Source organism: Nocardia sp. NPDC004151, assembly GCF_042874235.1.
In the GTDB taxonomy this organism is placed as follows: Bacteria; Actinomycetota; Actinomycetes; order Mycobacteriales; family Mycobacteriaceae; genus Nocardia.
Window position 1 is genome coordinate 38,637 of the sequence record NZ_JBIAMR010000029.1, and the last position, 13,798, is coordinate 52,434.

General features: G+C 68.6%; 15 protein-coding genes. 12 read left to right on the top strand and 3 right to left on the bottom strand.

Annotated features, from left to right (window positions below; translation table 11 throughout):
* The gene (locus tag ACFYTS_RS35920) at nt 1–798 is read right to left on the bottom strand and encodes a helix-turn-helix transcriptional regulator (protein ID WP_357289264.1); all 798 of its coding nucleotides are present in this window, start codon (nt 796–798) and stop codon (nt 1–3) included.
* A gap of 154 nt (nt 799–952) precedes the next feature.
* Here ACFYTS_RS35920 and ACFYTS_RS35925 point away from each other — a divergent pair, with 154 nt between their 5' ends.
* The 3 genes from ACFYTS_RS35925 (at nt 953) to ACFYTS_RS35935 (ending at nt 3,175) form a co-directional block, all read left to right on the top strand.
* The gene (locus tag ACFYTS_RS35925; RefSeq protein WP_387309670.1) at nt 953–1,999 is read left to right on the top strand and encodes an NAD(P)-dependent alcohol dehydrogenase; all 1,047 of its coding nucleotides are present in this window, start codon (nt 953–955) and stop codon (nt 1,997–1,999) included.
* Nucleotides 2,000–2,153: 154 nt separating this feature from the next.
* A complete protein-coding gene (locus ACFYTS_RS35930) occupies nt 2,154–2,708 on the top strand; it encodes a hypothetical protein (RefSeq protein WP_387309671.1) in 555 nt (184 codons plus the stop codon).
* A gap of 32 nt (nt 2,709–2,740) precedes the next feature.
* Entirely contained in the window at nt 2,741–3,175 is a 435-nt protein-coding gene (locus ACFYTS_RS35935; protein WP_387309672.1) for a hypothetical protein, read from the top strand.
* Between the two features lie 21 nt (nt 3,176–3,196).
* On the opposite strand, the gene ACFYTS_RS35940 is transcribed toward ACFYTS_RS35935, so the two are convergent.
* Nucleotides 3,197–3,928, bottom strand: coding sequence for a VIT family protein (locus ACFYTS_RS35940; protein ID WP_387309680.1), 732 nt, complete (start codon nt 3,926–3,928; stop codon nt 3,197–3,199).
* Nucleotides 3,929–4,034: 106 nt separating this feature from the next.
* Between ACFYTS_RS35940 and ACFYTS_RS35945 the strand changes: the two genes are divergently transcribed.
* Nucleotides 4,035–5,132, top strand: coding sequence for a calcium:proton antiporter (locus tag ACFYTS_RS35945; protein ID WP_387309673.1), 1,098 nt, complete (start codon nt 4,035–4,037; stop codon nt 5,130–5,132).
* A gap of 6 nt (nt 5,133–5,138) precedes the next feature.
* Here ACFYTS_RS35945 and ACFYTS_RS35950 read toward each other — a convergent pair whose 3' ends face one another.
* Nucleotides 5,139–5,369: a nuclear transport factor 2 family protein gene (locus ACFYTS_RS35950; protein ID WP_387309674.1), complete on the bottom strand. Its 231-nt coding sequence runs from the start codon at nt 5,367–5,369 to the stop codon at nt 5,139–5,141.
* 400 nt (nt 5,370–5,769) lie between these two features.
* On the opposite strand from ACFYTS_RS35950, the gene ACFYTS_RS35955 reads away from it, so the two are divergent.
* Genes ACFYTS_RS35955 through ACFYTS_RS35990 form a run of 8 tightly spaced genes read left to right on the top strand, consistent with a single transcriptional unit; the run spans nt 5,770 to nt 13,692 of the window.
* Nucleotides 5,770–6,606, top strand: a complete 837-nt coding sequence (locus tag ACFYTS_RS35955; protein ID WP_357288705.1) for an ABC transporter permease — start codon at nt 5,770–5,772, stop codon at nt 6,604–6,606.
* On the top strand, nt 6,606–7,469 hold the full coding sequence (locus ACFYTS_RS35960) for an ABC transporter permease (RefSeq protein WP_379100403.1): 864 nt from the start codon (nt 6,606–6,608) through the stop codon (nt 7,467–7,469). The genes ACFYTS_RS35955 and ACFYTS_RS35960 overlap by 1 nt, the downstream gene beginning before the upstream one ends.
* A 3-nt stretch (nt 7,470–7,472) precedes the next feature.
* On the top strand, nt 7,473–8,501 hold the full coding sequence (locus ACFYTS_RS35965) for an MlaD family protein (protein WP_387309675.1): 1,029 nt from the start codon (nt 7,473–7,475) through the stop codon (nt 8,499–8,501).
* Nucleotides 8,498–9,496 (top strand): MlaD family protein, encoded by a 999-nt coding sequence (locus ACFYTS_RS35970; protein WP_387309676.1) that lies wholly within the window; start codon nt 8,498–8,500, stop codon nt 9,494–9,496. Before ACFYTS_RS35965 ends, ACFYTS_RS35970 begins: the two co-directional genes overlap by 4 nt.
* Nucleotides 9,484–10,527, top strand: a complete 1,044-nt coding sequence (locus ACFYTS_RS35975) for an MlaD family protein (RefSeq protein WP_387309677.1) — start codon at nt 9,484–9,486, stop codon at nt 10,525–10,527. Before ACFYTS_RS35970 ends, ACFYTS_RS35975 begins: the two co-directional genes overlap by 13 nt.
* Nucleotides 10,527–11,609 carry an MlaD family protein gene (locus ACFYTS_RS35980; protein WP_387309678.1) on the top strand — a complete coding sequence of 361 codons (1,083 nt, stop codon included), beginning with the start codon at nt 10,527–10,529 and terminating at the stop codon, nt 11,607–11,609. Before ACFYTS_RS35975 ends, ACFYTS_RS35980 begins: the two co-directional genes overlap by 1 nt.
* On the top strand, nt 11,606–12,739 hold the full coding sequence (locus tag ACFYTS_RS35985) for an MlaD family protein (RefSeq protein WP_357288690.1): 1,134 nt from the start codon (nt 11,606–11,608) through the stop codon (nt 12,737–12,739). Before ACFYTS_RS35980 ends, ACFYTS_RS35985 begins: the two co-directional genes overlap by 4 nt.
* Nucleotides 12,736–13,692: an MlaD family protein gene (locus ACFYTS_RS35990; protein WP_387309679.1), complete on the top strand. Its 957-nt coding sequence runs from the start codon at nt 12,736–12,738 to the stop codon at nt 13,690–13,692. The genes ACFYTS_RS35985 and ACFYTS_RS35990 overlap by 4 nt, the downstream gene beginning before the upstream one ends.
* Nucleotides 13,693–13,798: the final 106 nt, after the last annotated feature.

The following is a 13,798-nucleotide window of genomic DNA, read 5'->3' on the forward strand; positions in this document are numbered from 1 at the left end:
TTACTCCCTGGCGAAGCGCGCCCGCAGGAGATCGGAGGTGGCCTGGTCGGCGGGCAGGAACGCCTCCAGGTGCAGTTCCGACAGGGTGATGTCGGTGGCCGTCGCGAACGAGGTGAGGGTGGTGATGAGCCGCAGCTCACCGGCCTCGGAGCGGAGTCGCAGCGGCACCGCGAAACCCAGATGCCCGGGCCCGGGATCCACCGGTGGCAGGTAGCCCTCCAGCTCCGCGATGAGCGCGTCCAGCGCCGGATCGGGGCTGCGGCCCGCCCGATTGCGCAGGCTGTCGGTGATGTGGCGGCCCCACTCCGGCAGGTTCACCACCCGCCGCGCCAGTCCGTCCGGATGCAGGGCCAGGCGCAGCACATTGACCGGCGACGTCAGCAGTTCCGGCGCGCAGCCCTCGGTCAGCAGTTCGAAGGCCGGATTCGCCGCCACCAGCACCCCGAAGGGGCGGGTCACCACCGCCGGATACGGCAGGTGCCCCTGCAGGATGGTGTCGAGCGCGTGCCGGACCGCACCGAGTTCCGGTGCGTCCAAGGAGGATTCGGGAAACACGGGCGCGTACCCGGCGGCCAGCAGCATCGCGTTGCGTTCGCGCAGGGACAGTCCGAGCACCTCGGCCAGCCGCACCACCATGGTCCGCCCGGGATGTGAGCGGCCCTGTTCCAGGAAGCTCAGATACCGCTGGCTGGTCTCGGCCGCGATGGCGAGATCGAGCTGGCTGAGCCGTCGCCGGGTGCGCCAGCCGCGCAGTTCCTGGGCGAAGGGTGTCGTCGTCGCCACGGCCATGGTCGTCATACCTCCACTGTGCGGACGGGGATGCGCGGGCGCGATTCCCTCGAGGGAATGACGTGGGCGGCCACCCGATCATTCCCTCGAGGGAATCGCACGGATTCGCCGGACCGCACAGACTCGCTTCTCGACAACCGGACTCGATCCCACGGAGAAGACCATGAACGGCCCCACGGAGAAGACCATGAACGGCATTGCCTACCAACTGGAATCGCGGCGCGGCCTCGCCGGGCTGACCACCCGGGTGCAGGAGATCCCGGTCCCGGGCCCGCGCCAGGTCGTGGTGCGGGTGCGCGCCACCGCGCTCAACCGGCGCGACATCATGCTGCTGGAGGGCAGCTATGTGCTGCCCGCCCGTCCCGGCGTCGTGCCGTTGGTCGACGGCGTCGGCGACGTGATCGCGCGGGGCGATCAGGTGACCCGCGCCGCGATCGGCGACCGGGTGGCCGGTACCTACTTCGTCTCCTGGACCGACGGCCCGCAGCGGCAAGCGGAGTCCGCTCAGCAGTACGGCGCGAATCACGACGGGTGGCTCGCCACCTACGTACTACTGGAGGAGGATTCGGTGGTCCATGTGCCCGCGCATCTCACCGATGCCGAGGCGGCGTCGCTGACCTGCGCGGGGCTGGTGGCCTGGGCCGCGCTGACCAAGCCGGTCCCGGCGGGGCCGGGGGAGACCGTGCTGACCACCGGCACCGGCACGGTGGCGCTGGCGGCGGTGCAGCACGCCAAAATGCTGGGGGCGCGGGTCATTTCGATCACGTCCTCGGCCGAGAAGGCGGAGCGGTTGCGGAAGCTGGGCGCCGATGAGGTGATCGATCGGGTCCAGGTGCCGGACTGGGAGCGGGCGGTGCTCGAGCTCACCGGCGGCGAGGGCGTTCAGCACGCGGTGGAGGCCGTCGGCATGCCCACGCTGCCGAAATCCGTTGCCGCCGCGGCGTACAACGCGCAGATCACGTTGATCGGGGCGTTCCCGCCGGCGCCGGGGCAGCCGCAGCCGCCCAGCCTGTTCGGGGGCAAGTTCGTGTCGATTCGCCGCATCGCCGTGGGCAGCCGGGCGGATTTCGAGTCGATGAACGCCGCGCTGGCCGAGCATCAGGTCCGGCCGGTCATCGACCGGGTGTACCCGTTCGAGGAAGCCGTCGAGGCGTACCGCTACTTCATGGAAGGTGACCCGTTCGGCAAGGTGGTGATCTCCATGGAGTGACCGCTATCTATTGGCAATCGGTTGGAAAAGAGATCTACCTGGAACGATTTCCTTATCAGTTGGAAGGTTCTGCAATTCCGCAAATCTGTGTAGCGTGCTTGAAGGAGTGGCTTTTCGGATCTACGGCGATCGCTTCGACCGAAGGAGTTCCCGGGTGACGGTGGGTGCGGTGCACGAGAGACCCGAGGTGGCGGACGAAGCGTCCGCCGCGGGCACCCCGGGTCTGAGCGCACCGGGGGCGATGTCGCCGAAGATGCTGGCCTGGCTCGTGGTGCTGTCAGTGGGCATGGTGGTCGCGCTGATCGGCGGCACCCTGCGGGAGGGCTTGAACAGTGGCGGCGGGCCCGAGGCCCCGGCCGGTCCGCCGCCCAGCACCTCGCAGCAGCCCCTCGGCGCCACCACCTCACCGGTCCCGGCCCCCGCTTCGGCCCCGCCGCCCGGCCCCGCCCCGGCCCCTGGTCCCGCCGCGCCGCCGCCTCCGCCCGCCCCGGTGGCGCAGAATCCCTCTCCCGCACCGCAAACCGAGCGCTATGTCCCGCCCCCGCCACCCCCGGTCGAGGTCGCGCCCGAGCCGGCGCCCGCCCCGCTGCCGGCGCCCGCGCCGGAACCCGCGCCCGCCGCGCCGCCTCCGCCACCCTCGCTGCCCGACATCCTGGCCCCGATCCTGCCGTTCCTAGTGCCCCCGCCCCCGCCGCCGCCCGCGCCCTAGCCACGTGACGCGGAATCCGAAGGAGGACAGCCATGCTCGGAACCGCCGACGAAATCCAGCGCGACACCGGCGATCTCGATCCGCGCCGCCTGGGGCAGGTCCTGCTCGCCGCCGTGCTGATGGCGGCGGGTGTCGGGGTGGGCGTGCTGATCACGCACTCGGCCCGGAGTCCGGTCGCCGACACCTCGGTCGTGAATGTGCCGCGGCCGCGCCACGATCCGCACGCTCCCGCGCAGCGTCCGCCGAATATCGCTCCGGCGGGCCAGGTCCCATTCGCGCCCGGCGTGAATCCCGCTGCGCCGAATCCGGTTGCGCCCGCGCCGCCTCCGGCCCCGGCGACGGTGCGGCAGGCTCCGCTGCCGCCCGGGCCGCCGCGGCCGGTGGACGTGCCGGTGGTCATCGCCGGTGAGGCCGGTCCGGTGGAGCTGCCGCCGCCGGCGGCCGCACCCCCGCCGCCCGCCGAGTGACTCGGATCCCCACCCGGCCCACTAGATTCCGGCGACGCCCGCGAGCTGGCCGATTCCGTAGGTGACGGCCATGGCGATCGCGCCGCCGAGCACCACGCGCAGCACCGCGCGGCGCGGGTTGGCGCCGCCCATCCGGGCGCTGACCGATCCGGTCAGGGCCAGCGCCACCAGCACCGCGGCGAAACAGATGGGGATGCGCCACTGGACCGGCGGCACCAGGATGGCGATCAGCGGCAGCAGCGCGCCGATGGTGAAGGAGACGGCCGAGGACAGTGCGGCGTGCCACGGGTTGGTGAGTTCGTGTGGGTTCAAACCCAATTCGGCCTCGGCGTGGGCGGCGAAGGCGTCGTGCGTGGTGAGCTCCTCGGCGACCTGGCGCGCGGTCTCGGCGCTGAGGCCCTTGGCCCGGTAGATGCCGGTGAGTTCGGTCAGTTCGTATTCGGGTTCTTCGGCCAGTTCGCGCTTCTCCTTGGAGAGCAGGGCGCGTTCGGTGTCGCGCTGGGTGCTGACCGAGACGTATTCGCCGACCGCCATGGAGATCGCGCCCGCGGCGAGTCCGGCGACGCCCGCGGTGAGAATGGCGTCGGAGTCGGTGGAGGCGGCCGCGACGCCGACCACCAGACCGGCGGTGGAGACGATGCCGTCATTGGCGCCGAGCACGCCCGCGCGCAGCCAGTTCAATTTGGCCGAGAGGCCGGTGTCGTGCGGCTCGTGCGGGTGCGGCGCAGTTGTGTCGGTGGTGCTGGCTCCGATGTCATCCACCTGATCAGCGTAATTCACCGTTCACGACTCATGCGGCAACGTGATCGGGCGAGGCATGGCTCCCACTTCCGGGGGAAGCGGACCGTTTGCTGGAACTATGGGGGCCATGGTGGGTTTCGGCAAGCGGTATTGGGCGGTCATCCTCCCGTTGGCGGCGGCGCTGGTGTTGACGGTGACGTGGGGCCGGGAGCTGAACTCGACCGTGGCGGTATTGGTCGGGGTCTGGCTGATCGGCGCGGTGCTGTCGTCGGTGCATCACGCGGAGACGGTGGCGCACCGGGTGGGGGAGCCGTTCGGGTCGCTGATCCTGGCGGTGGCGGTGACCATCATCGAGGTCGGCCTGATCGTCACGCTCATGGTGTCCAGCGGTGAGAAGGCCGCCTCGCTGGCCCGCGACACCGTCTTCGCGGCCGTGATGATCACGTGCAATGGCATCTTCGGGCTGTCCCTGCTGGTGGGAGCGTTGCGGCGGCGGGTGGCCGTCTTCAATGCCGAGGGTACGGGCGGGGCGTTGGCCACGGTCGCGACGCTGGCCACGCTGAGTCTGGTGCTGCCGACCTTCACCACCAGTGAGCCGGGTCCGGTCTTCTCGGCCTCGCAGTTGATCTTCGCCGCGGTGGCTTCGCTGGTGCTGTACGGGGTCTTCGTGATGGTGCAGACGGTCCGGCATCCGGACGACTTCCTGCCCGTCGAGGGTTCGTCCGCGTCGGCGGAGGACGAGCACGAGGAGCCGCCGACCCGGCGGGAGTCGCTGCGCAGCCTGGGTTTGCTGCTGGTTGCCCTGATCGGAGTGGTCGGTTTGGCGAAGGTGGAATCGCCCAATATCGAATACGGGATCGCGGCCGTCGGGCTGCCGCCGTCCGCGGTCGGTGTGGTGATCGCGATGCTGGTCCTGTTGCCCGAGACCATCGCGGCCGTGCGGACCGCGCGCCGGGATCGGGTGCAGATCTCGCTGAACCTGGCGCTGGGTTCGGCCATGGCCAGTATCGGCCTGACCATCCCCGCCATCGCGCTGGCCTCGATCTGGATCTCGGGCCCGCTCATGCTCGGCCTGGGCGCGACCCAGATGGTGCTGCTGGCCCTGACCGTGGTGGTCGGCGCGCTGACCGTGGTGCCCGGCCGCGCGACCCTGCTCCAGGGCTGTGTGCACCTGGTGTTGTTCTCCGCCTTCGTCTTTCTCGCGGTCAGCCCGTAGGCGCGGTCACGAGGTCCAACGGTAGATCTGGCCGTCGCGTAGTTCGAAGGACGTCGCCGGTGTGGTGGCGTGGTGCCGGGACAGCAGCGCCATCACCCGGGTGCGCCCGCGGGTGGTGACGCCGTCCTCGGTCCAGTGCACATAGGGGTGCACCAGTTTCGCGAATTCCGCCCAGTCGCCGGCCTCGATAGTGCGCAGGACCGCCGATACCACGTTTTCGGCAGGCACAGTGTCCACACGCGTCAGTGAACACGCAGTGTCCGGGTTATGCGCGGGTTCGCCGGGAGGTCGGGGGTTGCTGAGAGATCACTCGATGCGGCTTCAGGTATGGCCGCGGGCCTCGAAATCGCCTTTCGGGAGGTCTGCTCACAGGGTGCCACGGATCATGGCTATAGCCGTACCGCTCTGATAACACGTTCTAGAATCCCAGGTCACATGGGTCTTCGTCCCGCTGACCGGGACCGACACGGCGGGTACTCATCGGTAACTTAGAGGCTCCGGTCACACTCGAGGCCGATTTGTTGTAACTCCGGGTAACCATTAGCTTTGATGGCAGGCAGTGTTGCCGATCACGGAGAAGAAATTTGAAGCTCGTCACCCCGCGTCGGTTCCGGCGTCTCGAAGAAGTAGTCCCCCGATGACCCGGGCCGTCCAGAGCCGGTCCGCGGTGCGCATCGTGCGGGACAACTTCTCCAGCACCTCGGTGGCGTCGCTGCGCACCTTCGGCCGCGCGGTCGGCATCGCCGAGGAGGCCGTGGCCGGGACCTTCACCGATATCGCGCGTCGCCAGTTCCAGTGGAAAGAGGCGATCCTGCAGGCGTGGCGGCTGATCACGGTCACCGCGATCCCGGCCATCCTCATCGCCATCCCGTTCGGCGTCATCGTCTCGGTCCAGGTGGGCAATCTGATCCACACCCTGGGCGCGGACTCGCTGCTCGGCGCGACCGGCGGCCTGGGCGTCATCAAACAGGGCGCACCGCTGGCCACCGGCTTCCTGCTGGGCGGCGCGGGCGCGGCGGCGCTGGCCGCGGATCTGGGCGCGCGCACCATCCGCGAGGAGATCGACGCCCTGAACACCATGGGCATCAGCCCGATTCACCGTCTGGTGATCCCGCGACTGGTGGCGATGGTCTTCGTGGCGCCGCTGCTCAACGTGCTCATCATCTTCGTCGGCGTGCTCGCCGGATACGGCGTCGCCATCGGCGGGCAGGGCGTCACGCCCGGCTCGTACTGGTCCACCTTCGGGTCCTTCACCACCACCGCCGATGTGTGGGTGTCGCTGTTGAAGGCCGTCATCTTCGGTTTCCTCGTGGTGATCATCGCCTGCCAGCGCGGGCTCGAGGCGAAGGGCGGCCCGCGGGGTGTCGCCGACGCCGTGAACGCCGCGGTGGTGCTGTCGGTGGTGTCGATCGTGACGGTCAATCTGGTCGCCACGCAGATCACCGATCTGTTCCTGCCCACCAGGCTGGCCTGATGTCGGCTACCTACGTGCCCAAGGGATTGGGCTGGGCCGCACGCGCCTATCGCAAGCGTGGCCTGATCCTGCGCCGGGTGGAGAACCTGGGCTTCACGCTGGCCTTCGTCTGGCAGGTGCTGTCGTCGATTCCGTTGACGCTGAAGCGGTATCGCGCGGAGACCATGCGCGCCATCAGCGATATGACCTGGGGCCGCGGCTCGGTCATCGTCGGCGGCGGGACCGTGCCGATGATGATCGTGCTCGGTCTGGTCATGGGCGCTTCGGTGGCGGTGGAGTCCTTCACCACGCTCGACATGCTGGGCATGGGCCCGGTGTCGGGTCTGGTGTCGGCGTACGCCACCACGCGTGAGCTGGCCCCGATCGTGGCGGCCATCGGTTTCGCGGCGCAGGCGGGCTGCCGGATGACCGCGGAGATCGGTTCCATGCGCATCTCCGAGGAGATCGACGCCATCGAATCCCTCGGTCTGCGTTCGGTTCCCTTCGTGGTGACCACTCGCGTGCTGGCGGGCGCGGTGGCGATCGTGCCGACCTTCCTGATCGCGCTGATCCTGTCGTATGCCGCCTGCCGGGGATTGATCACCTTGGTGCACGGGGCCTCGGCCGGTGTGTACGACCACTATTTCTTCCAGTTCGTCTCCGGCTTCGACGTGATCGCGGCGGTGGTGAAGGTGGCCGTGTTCGCGGTGGTGGTGATCCTGATCCACTGCTACTTCGGCTTCTTCGCGACCGGTGGTCCGGAGGGCGTGGGCATCGCCTCGGGTAAGGCGGTCCGCGCGTCGTCGGTGGCCATCGTGGCCATGGACATGGTCATGTCGCTGGCCCTGTGGGGCTTCAACTCGGCGATTACGTTCACGGGGTAGGGGATGCCGAATTACGGAATGCCGGGTGTGGCCGTCGATCGCAAGCGCGCGATGACGGTCGGCACGCTGGCGCTGGCGCTGGTGGTGACGGTGGTCGCCGGATGGGCGCTGTACCGGTCACAGCAGGACGAGCCGGGTATCCCGATCTCGTTGCGCACCGAGCAGATCGGTGACGGCGTGCTCGTCGGCACGGACGTGCGCGCCCATGGCGTGGTGGTCGGCAAGGTCACCGAGATCGCGCCGGACAAGCACGGTACCCAGCAGATCTCGCTGCGCCTGGACGATTCGAAGCTGTTCGGCCTCGACGACAGCCTGCGGGTGGATTACGCGCCCGCCAACCTGTTCGGCATCAGCGAGATCGAATTGCGCCAGGGCGCGGGCGGTTCCCCGCTGCGGTCGGGCACGGTGCTGGATTTCACCGGCCGTCGCGCGAGCGAGGTCTACGACGCCACCATGGGCTCGATCCTGCGCAGCGCCGCGCAGGTGGGCGGTTCGGTGCTGACGCCGCAGATGGCCTCGGTCATCGCGCAGGCCGCGGCCGACACCCAGGCGTTCACGCCGCTGGCCCAGGCGCTGATCACCGCGCAGCGCACCATCACCGACAACCAGAAGATGCCGATGTCGCAGCTGTTCGGCGAGCTCGGCCCGGCCTTCGACGGCGGCGGCCAGTTCGCGGGCGCGACGGTGCAGGTGGTGGATCTGATCCGCAGCATGCAGCGTCTGCAGACCGATCGCGCCACCTATGACAAGGGCGTCGCTACCGTCACCGGTCAGCTGCTGCCCGCGTTGGCGGCCACGTTCTCGCAGGCCGGAACTCAGCTCTCCGGCAGCACCGACATGCTGGTGCTGGTGCTGACCGCGCTCGCGCGGATGGTGCCCCAGCCGCAGCAGTCCTCGGCCGAATTGCGCCTGCTGCTGGAGCGTCTGCGCGCCGCCATGCCCGACAACGGGCAGGGGCCGGTGCTGAACGTGCAGGTCGAATTGAAGGGCATGCCCGGTATCGCGGTGCCGCTGCTGGGAGGTGCGCGATGAACGTGAAGCAGGCGGGCTGGCGGCTGGCCCTGTTCGCGGGCGTGATCGGTGTGGTGCTCCTGTTGGTGCTCACCGCGATTCAGCGTCCGGTGTCCGGGAAGACCGAGACCCACGACGCCGTCTTCACCGACGCCAACGGCCTCAAGGTCGGCGATGACGTGCGCATGTTCGGTGTGCAGGTCGGCAAGGTGAAGCAGATCGGCCTGGAGGGTTCGAAGGCGCGGGTGCGGGTGTCGGTCAAGACCGATTCGCCGGTGTACGACAACTCGAAACTGGCCATCCGCTACCAGAATCTGACCGGGCAGCGGTACATCGACCTGCAGCAGCAGCCGCAGCCGGGCAATCGTATCGCCGCGGGCGCGCGCATCGACGAGGACCACACGGTGCCGTCGTTCGATGTGACGCAGCTGTTCAACGGCCTGAAGCCGGTGTTGCAGACCATCTCTCCGGAGGCGATCAACCAGTTCAGCGCGAGCATGGTGGCATTGATCGAGGGCGACGGCAGCGGGCTGGGCCCGGCCATGGACGCGATCGGGAAACTGGCGTCGTACGTGGACAACCGGCAGCAGGTGATCTCGACGCTGATCCGCAATATGTCGGACCTGTCGGACCGGCTCGGCGGGCGCGTGCACTACCTGGTGCCGCTGCTGAAGCAGCTCTCCGACATCTTCGAGGCGTTGCAGCAGAACATCGGCGGCCTGGCGCAATTCGCGGTCACCGCGCCGTCGGTGCTGCGGCCAATCGACAACCTGCTGCGCACATTGGGCATCGACAGCGGCTCCGACGTGGACGCGCTGATCCGGCAGATCTTCCCCGACGCCAAGGAGGCGGTGGCGGTCCTCGGCCGCCTGCCCGCCGTGCTGAGCGCCGCCGACGCGTCCCTGCCCGTCGGCCCCGGTGGCTGGAAGCCGGTGTGCAGCAAGGGAACCGCGGAACTGCCCTCGGTGGTCAAGGTGCTCGTTTCGGGACAGCAGGTGGCGATATGCAACGGATGAGTCTGCCCCGTGCTCTTCAGGGACTCAGCCTGAAGCGTGACGACCGCGTCGTGGACGACGCGACCAAGCAGAAGCGGCATCTGCGGCAGGGCGTCATCGGCGCGATCGTGGTCGTGCTCGGCCTGACCGCCGCCGGCGCTTTGTACGTGATCCCGTTCGGCAAGCACACCTACACCGCGGAACTGTCCGAGGCGCAGTCGGTGAAGGCGGGTGACGACGTGCGCGTGGCCGGGATCTCGGTCGGTGAGGTCAAGTCCCTGGAACTGAAGCCGGACAAGGTCGTCATGCGCTTCACGGTGAAATCCGATGTGTTCCTGGGGGATCAGACTTCCCTCGACATCCGCATGCTCACCATCGTCGGTGGCCACTACGTGGCGGTGTTCCCGGCGGGCAGCAAGCCACTGGGTTCGGCGGCGATCCCCGCGGACCGGGTACGCCTGCCGTACAGCCTGATCGAGACCTTCCAGGACGCGGCCACCCCGCTGGCCAAGATCGACGGCTCCACGCTGAACCAGAACCTGGCGGCACTGGGCAATTCGATCGACGGTGCGCCCGACACCCTGCGCACCACGCTGCGCACGGTCGGCACCTATGTGGACGCGCTGGAGAAGCAGCGCGGTCAGGTCTCGAACGCGGTGTCGGTGGCCGACGAGTACGTCCGCATGTACGACGGCGCGAAGAAGGACCTGGGCCGGCTGATGGACAATGCCAACCTGCTGGTCACCGTGCTCGACGACAAGCATGCGGAGATGGCGGAGGCGATCCGCCTGCTCAGTGACGTGCTCGGCCGCCTGGGCGGATTACAGCCGACCTGGTCGGATCTGAAGCCGCAGCTGACCGATGCCATCACCCGGCTCGAGCAGCTCGGCCGGAAGTTCGAGCCGACGCTGAACGCCGCGCAGGACTTGCAGAAGAAGCTGTCGGACTTGATGATTCCGGACGGCGGCATCACCGTCGACCACTCGCGGCAGACGGTGACTCTCCCCGCGCAGCCGCAGGTGTGCGTTCCGGTGCCCGGGAAGGACTGCTGATGTTCAAGCGGATGCTCGGCTCGCAGGCGTTCATGTCGGTCGCGGGCGCACTGGCCGTGGTGATGCTGGCAGTGGTCGGCTACTTCGTCTGGTTCGACCCGATGAAGAAGACGGTGGCCTACTGCGCCGTCATGCCCGACGCGGTCGGCCTCTACGCGGGCAACAAGGTGACCATGCGCGGAATCCCGGTCGGCACGGTCGATTCCGTCGACTCCGACGGCACCAAGGTGAAGGTGAAGTTCTCCGTCGACGCGAAGTATCCGGTCTATGCCGACGCCGCGGCCACCACCGTCTCGGATTCCATTGTGGCCGATCGCAATCTGGCGGTTCTCAACGGCGGCAAGAACCTGGCGCATTGGGATTCCTCGAAGTGCATCACCAAATCCCTGACGCCCAAGAGCATTACGGAGACCCTGACCGCGCTGGCCGGCCTGTCCTCGCAGTTGCAGCAGGAGCAGGCCCCGGACGCGCTGGCGCACGGCCTGTCCGGGCTGGACGCGGCCACGCGGGGCGCTGGTCCGCAGATCAACGAGATCGTCAAGAAGCTGGGTTCGGCGCTGGCGCAACCGGATGCCGACATCGGCCACCTGGCGGGTATCTTCGACGCCTTCGCCTCGGTGGGCGAGAAGGTCGAGCAGCACTGGGGCGATCTGCGCTCCATGCTGCTGCGCCTGGGCCCGGCCCTGAACAATGCCAGCACCGAATTGCTCGGTCCCGGTGCGCAACTCATCGATCGGCTGGGTGAGCTGCTGCCCATGCTCAACGATCTGGCCACCATCGCCGGCGACCCGATCATGCGCGCTCTCGACGACACGCTGCCGCTGGTGCGCCTGCTGCGCGCCAATGTCGGCTCGCTCTCGGAGGTGGTGCGCAAGATGCCGGTGCTGACCGATGCCGCCCAGAACGTGATGGGCAACGGCATCACCTACGGTTCGCCGCGGGCGGCGCTCCCGGCCCCGCAGTCCGAGCAGGTCTGCGCCGCGCTCAACGCGGTCACGCCCGGCAGCTGCACCGATGCCGCCAACGGCATGGTGAACGTGCCGCTGGTGCCCCTGGTACTCGGAATGGCAGGTGCGCGATGAGAATCGGACGCTGGAACATCCAGCTCGATACCGCGGCCGCCGGTCGACTCGGGGCCGAGGTGGGGACGGCCCCGGTGCCGCGTCGACTGGTCCGCGCAGGCGCGGCTGTGCTGGCGGCGGGACTGCTCGCCGGGGTCGGTGGCTGTGCCTTCGATCCGGCGGCGGTGCCGGTGCCCGGGACCGGCGTCTCGGGTTCGACCTATCGCATCCACATCGAGTTCGGCAATGTGCTCAACCTGCCCGCCAAGGCGAAGGTCATCGCCAATGGCGCGCAGGTCGGCACGGTCGACGGTGTGCGCGTGGTGGATTCGGCGCACGCGGGCGGACGCGGCGGCTACGTCGTGGTCGACGCCGAGATCTCCGCGAAGGTCCAGTTGCCGACCACCACGGTGGCCGAACTCCGGCAGAACACCGTGCTCGGCGACATCCACCTGGCCCTGAGCACGCCGCCGGACGGTTTCGGCACGCTGCTGAAGGACGGCGGCACCATCACCCAGGACCACACCCGGCCCCCGGTGCAGCTCGAGGACACCATGGCCGCGCTGGCCGCCTTCACCCAGGGCGGGGCGGTGAACCAGTTGCAGGACATCATCGATCACTTCAACGCCGTGCTGCCGCGGGACCCGAACGAGACCAAGCGGATCGCGCAGAACGCCGCCGGGAACGCGGTGGATCTGGCCGCGAACCTGGATCAGGTCGACAAGCTGCTCAACGGTCTGGGCGTGAACGCGCAGGTACTGCACGATCGCGCCGACTTCCTGGACCATCAGCTCAGCCAGGAGTCGGTGGACGCCATGACCGGTGTCACCAATTCCATCAAGGGCGTCACCCAGATCTTCGCGGTGCTCGGGCAACTCGGGCAGTCGCTGGTGTGGCTGGCCCCGCTGGCGACCGCGCTGGATCCGGTGACGCAGTCCTTCGCGCCGCTGGCGCTGTCGGGCAGGCCGCTGGATCTGTCGGTGCCGTCGAACCTGTCGCTGCTGGTCTCGCTGTTGCGCGACAAGCTGATTCCCTTCGTCGAGAACGGCCCGAAGGTGAATGTGACCGGTGTCCAGTCGGATTCGGTGTCCCGCGATGATCAGGTCACCACCGTGCTGGCCGGGCTGCGCATGATCGGAGCGGTGCGATGAAGTGGGGTTCGGTGGCGTCGCTGGGCGGCATCGCGGTGGTCACCGTGGTGGGCGCGAGCTATCTGACCTTCGGGGTGGTGCGGGCGGATCCGTCCGCGCATCACACCGACGCGTCGCTGGTGATGGCGAATTCCGGTGGCCTGAGCGTGGGTTCGCCGATTCTGCTCACCGGCATGCGGGTCGGGAAGATCACCTCGGTGGACTCCACCGCGCGCGGCGTCGAGGTGGGCTTCCGCATCGACGGCGACCGCAAACTCCCGACCGACAGCGACATCACCATCGAGCAGCTCTCCGCGCTGGGCGAGCCGTTCGTGGAGTTCCGGCCCCGCACCGCGGACGGTCCGTACATCAAGGACGGCCAGCGGCTCGACGCGGCGGCGGTGAAGTCACCGTTGTCGATTCCCGAGGTGTCGCGGCTGGTCAACAAGGTCATGAACCAGCTCGATCCCCAGGTGGCCGCCTCGCTGGCGAACACGCTGAGCGCGGCCTTCCATGACACGGATTCGGCCATGCCGAACCTGACGCGCGCGGGCGACCTCCTGGCCGCGGCCATTCTGAGCCGTGAACCCAAGATTGCCCAGCTACTCAACAGCTTCCAGGTCGCGGCCTCGAATATGGAAGGCATGGGTGCGGCGACCGCGGCTGCCGCACCGGCATTCGTGCAGTTCGAGCAGTCGCTCGAGCAGCTCATCACTGCGGTCGGCAGGCTCGTCGAGCGTGCCCCCGGCCCTCAGGCATATGTGGATGGCAACGGTCTGGCACCCTTCCTGGCCGGGCTGACCGAATGGTTGCGGCAAGCCGGGCCCGAATTGAAGACCCTCGCACCCCAATTGCAGCCGCTCGCCGACGTGGCGCGCACGTCGGGGCCGCTCATCAATATCAGCAGCTTGATCTCGCAGGCGCTCGCGTCCACCGGTGACGGTGCCGTGCGTGTGCGGGTCGAGGTGAAGTAGCAGTTCCAGCAAGGAGAATCTCAATGACTAAGTCAAGCCGTTTGCGCGACCGGCGGGGCGGGGGTGAACACTCTGTTGTCGCGCAGCATGGCCCACAAGACATCGA

Coding starts and splice junctions, on each gene's coding strand:
- ACFYTS_RS35935 (WP_387309672.1), top strand. CDS start 2,741: ATGCTCGGAACCGCCGACGAAATCCAGCGCGACACCGGCGATCTCGAT.
- ACFYTS_RS35990 (WP_387309679.1), top strand. CDS start 12,736: ATGAAGTGGGGTTCGGTGGCGTCGCTGGGCGGCATCGCGGTGGTCACC.
- ACFYTS_RS35970 (WP_387309676.1), top strand. CDS start 8,498: ATGAACGTGAAGCAGGCGGGCTGGCGGCTGGCCCTGTTCGCGGGCGTG.
- ACFYTS_RS35920 (WP_357289264.1), bottom strand. CDS start 798: ATGACGACCATGGCCGTGGCGACGACGACACCCTTCGCCCAGGAACTG.
- ACFYTS_RS35980 (WP_387309678.1), top strand. CDS start 10,527: ATGTTCAAGCGGATGCTCGGCTCGCAGGCGTTCATGTCGGTCGCGGGC.
- ACFYTS_RS35985 (WP_357288690.1), top strand. CDS start 11,606: ATGAGAATCGGACGCTGGAACATCCAGCTCGATACCGCGGCCGCCGGT.
- ACFYTS_RS35925 (WP_387309670.1), top strand. CDS start 953: ATGAACGGCCCCACGGAGAAGACCATGAACGGCATTGCCTACCAACTG.
- ACFYTS_RS35975 (WP_387309677.1), top strand. CDS start 9,484: ATGCAACGGATGAGTCTGCCCCGTGCTCTTCAGGGACTCAGCCTGAAG.
- ACFYTS_RS35945 (WP_387309673.1), top strand. CDS start 4,035: ATGGGGGCCATGGTGGGTTTCGGCAAGCGGTATTGGGCGGTCATCCTC.
- ACFYTS_RS35955 (WP_357288705.1), top strand. CDS start 5,770: ATGACCCGGGCCGTCCAGAGCCGGTCCGCGGTGCGCATCGTGCGGGAC.
- ACFYTS_RS35960 (WP_379100403.1), top strand. CDS start 6,606: ATGTCGGCTACCTACGTGCCCAAGGGATTGGGCTGGGCCGCACGCGCC.
- ACFYTS_RS35965 (WP_387309675.1), top strand. CDS start 7,473: ATGCCGAATTACGGAATGCCGGGTGTGGCCGTCGATCGCAAGCGCGCG.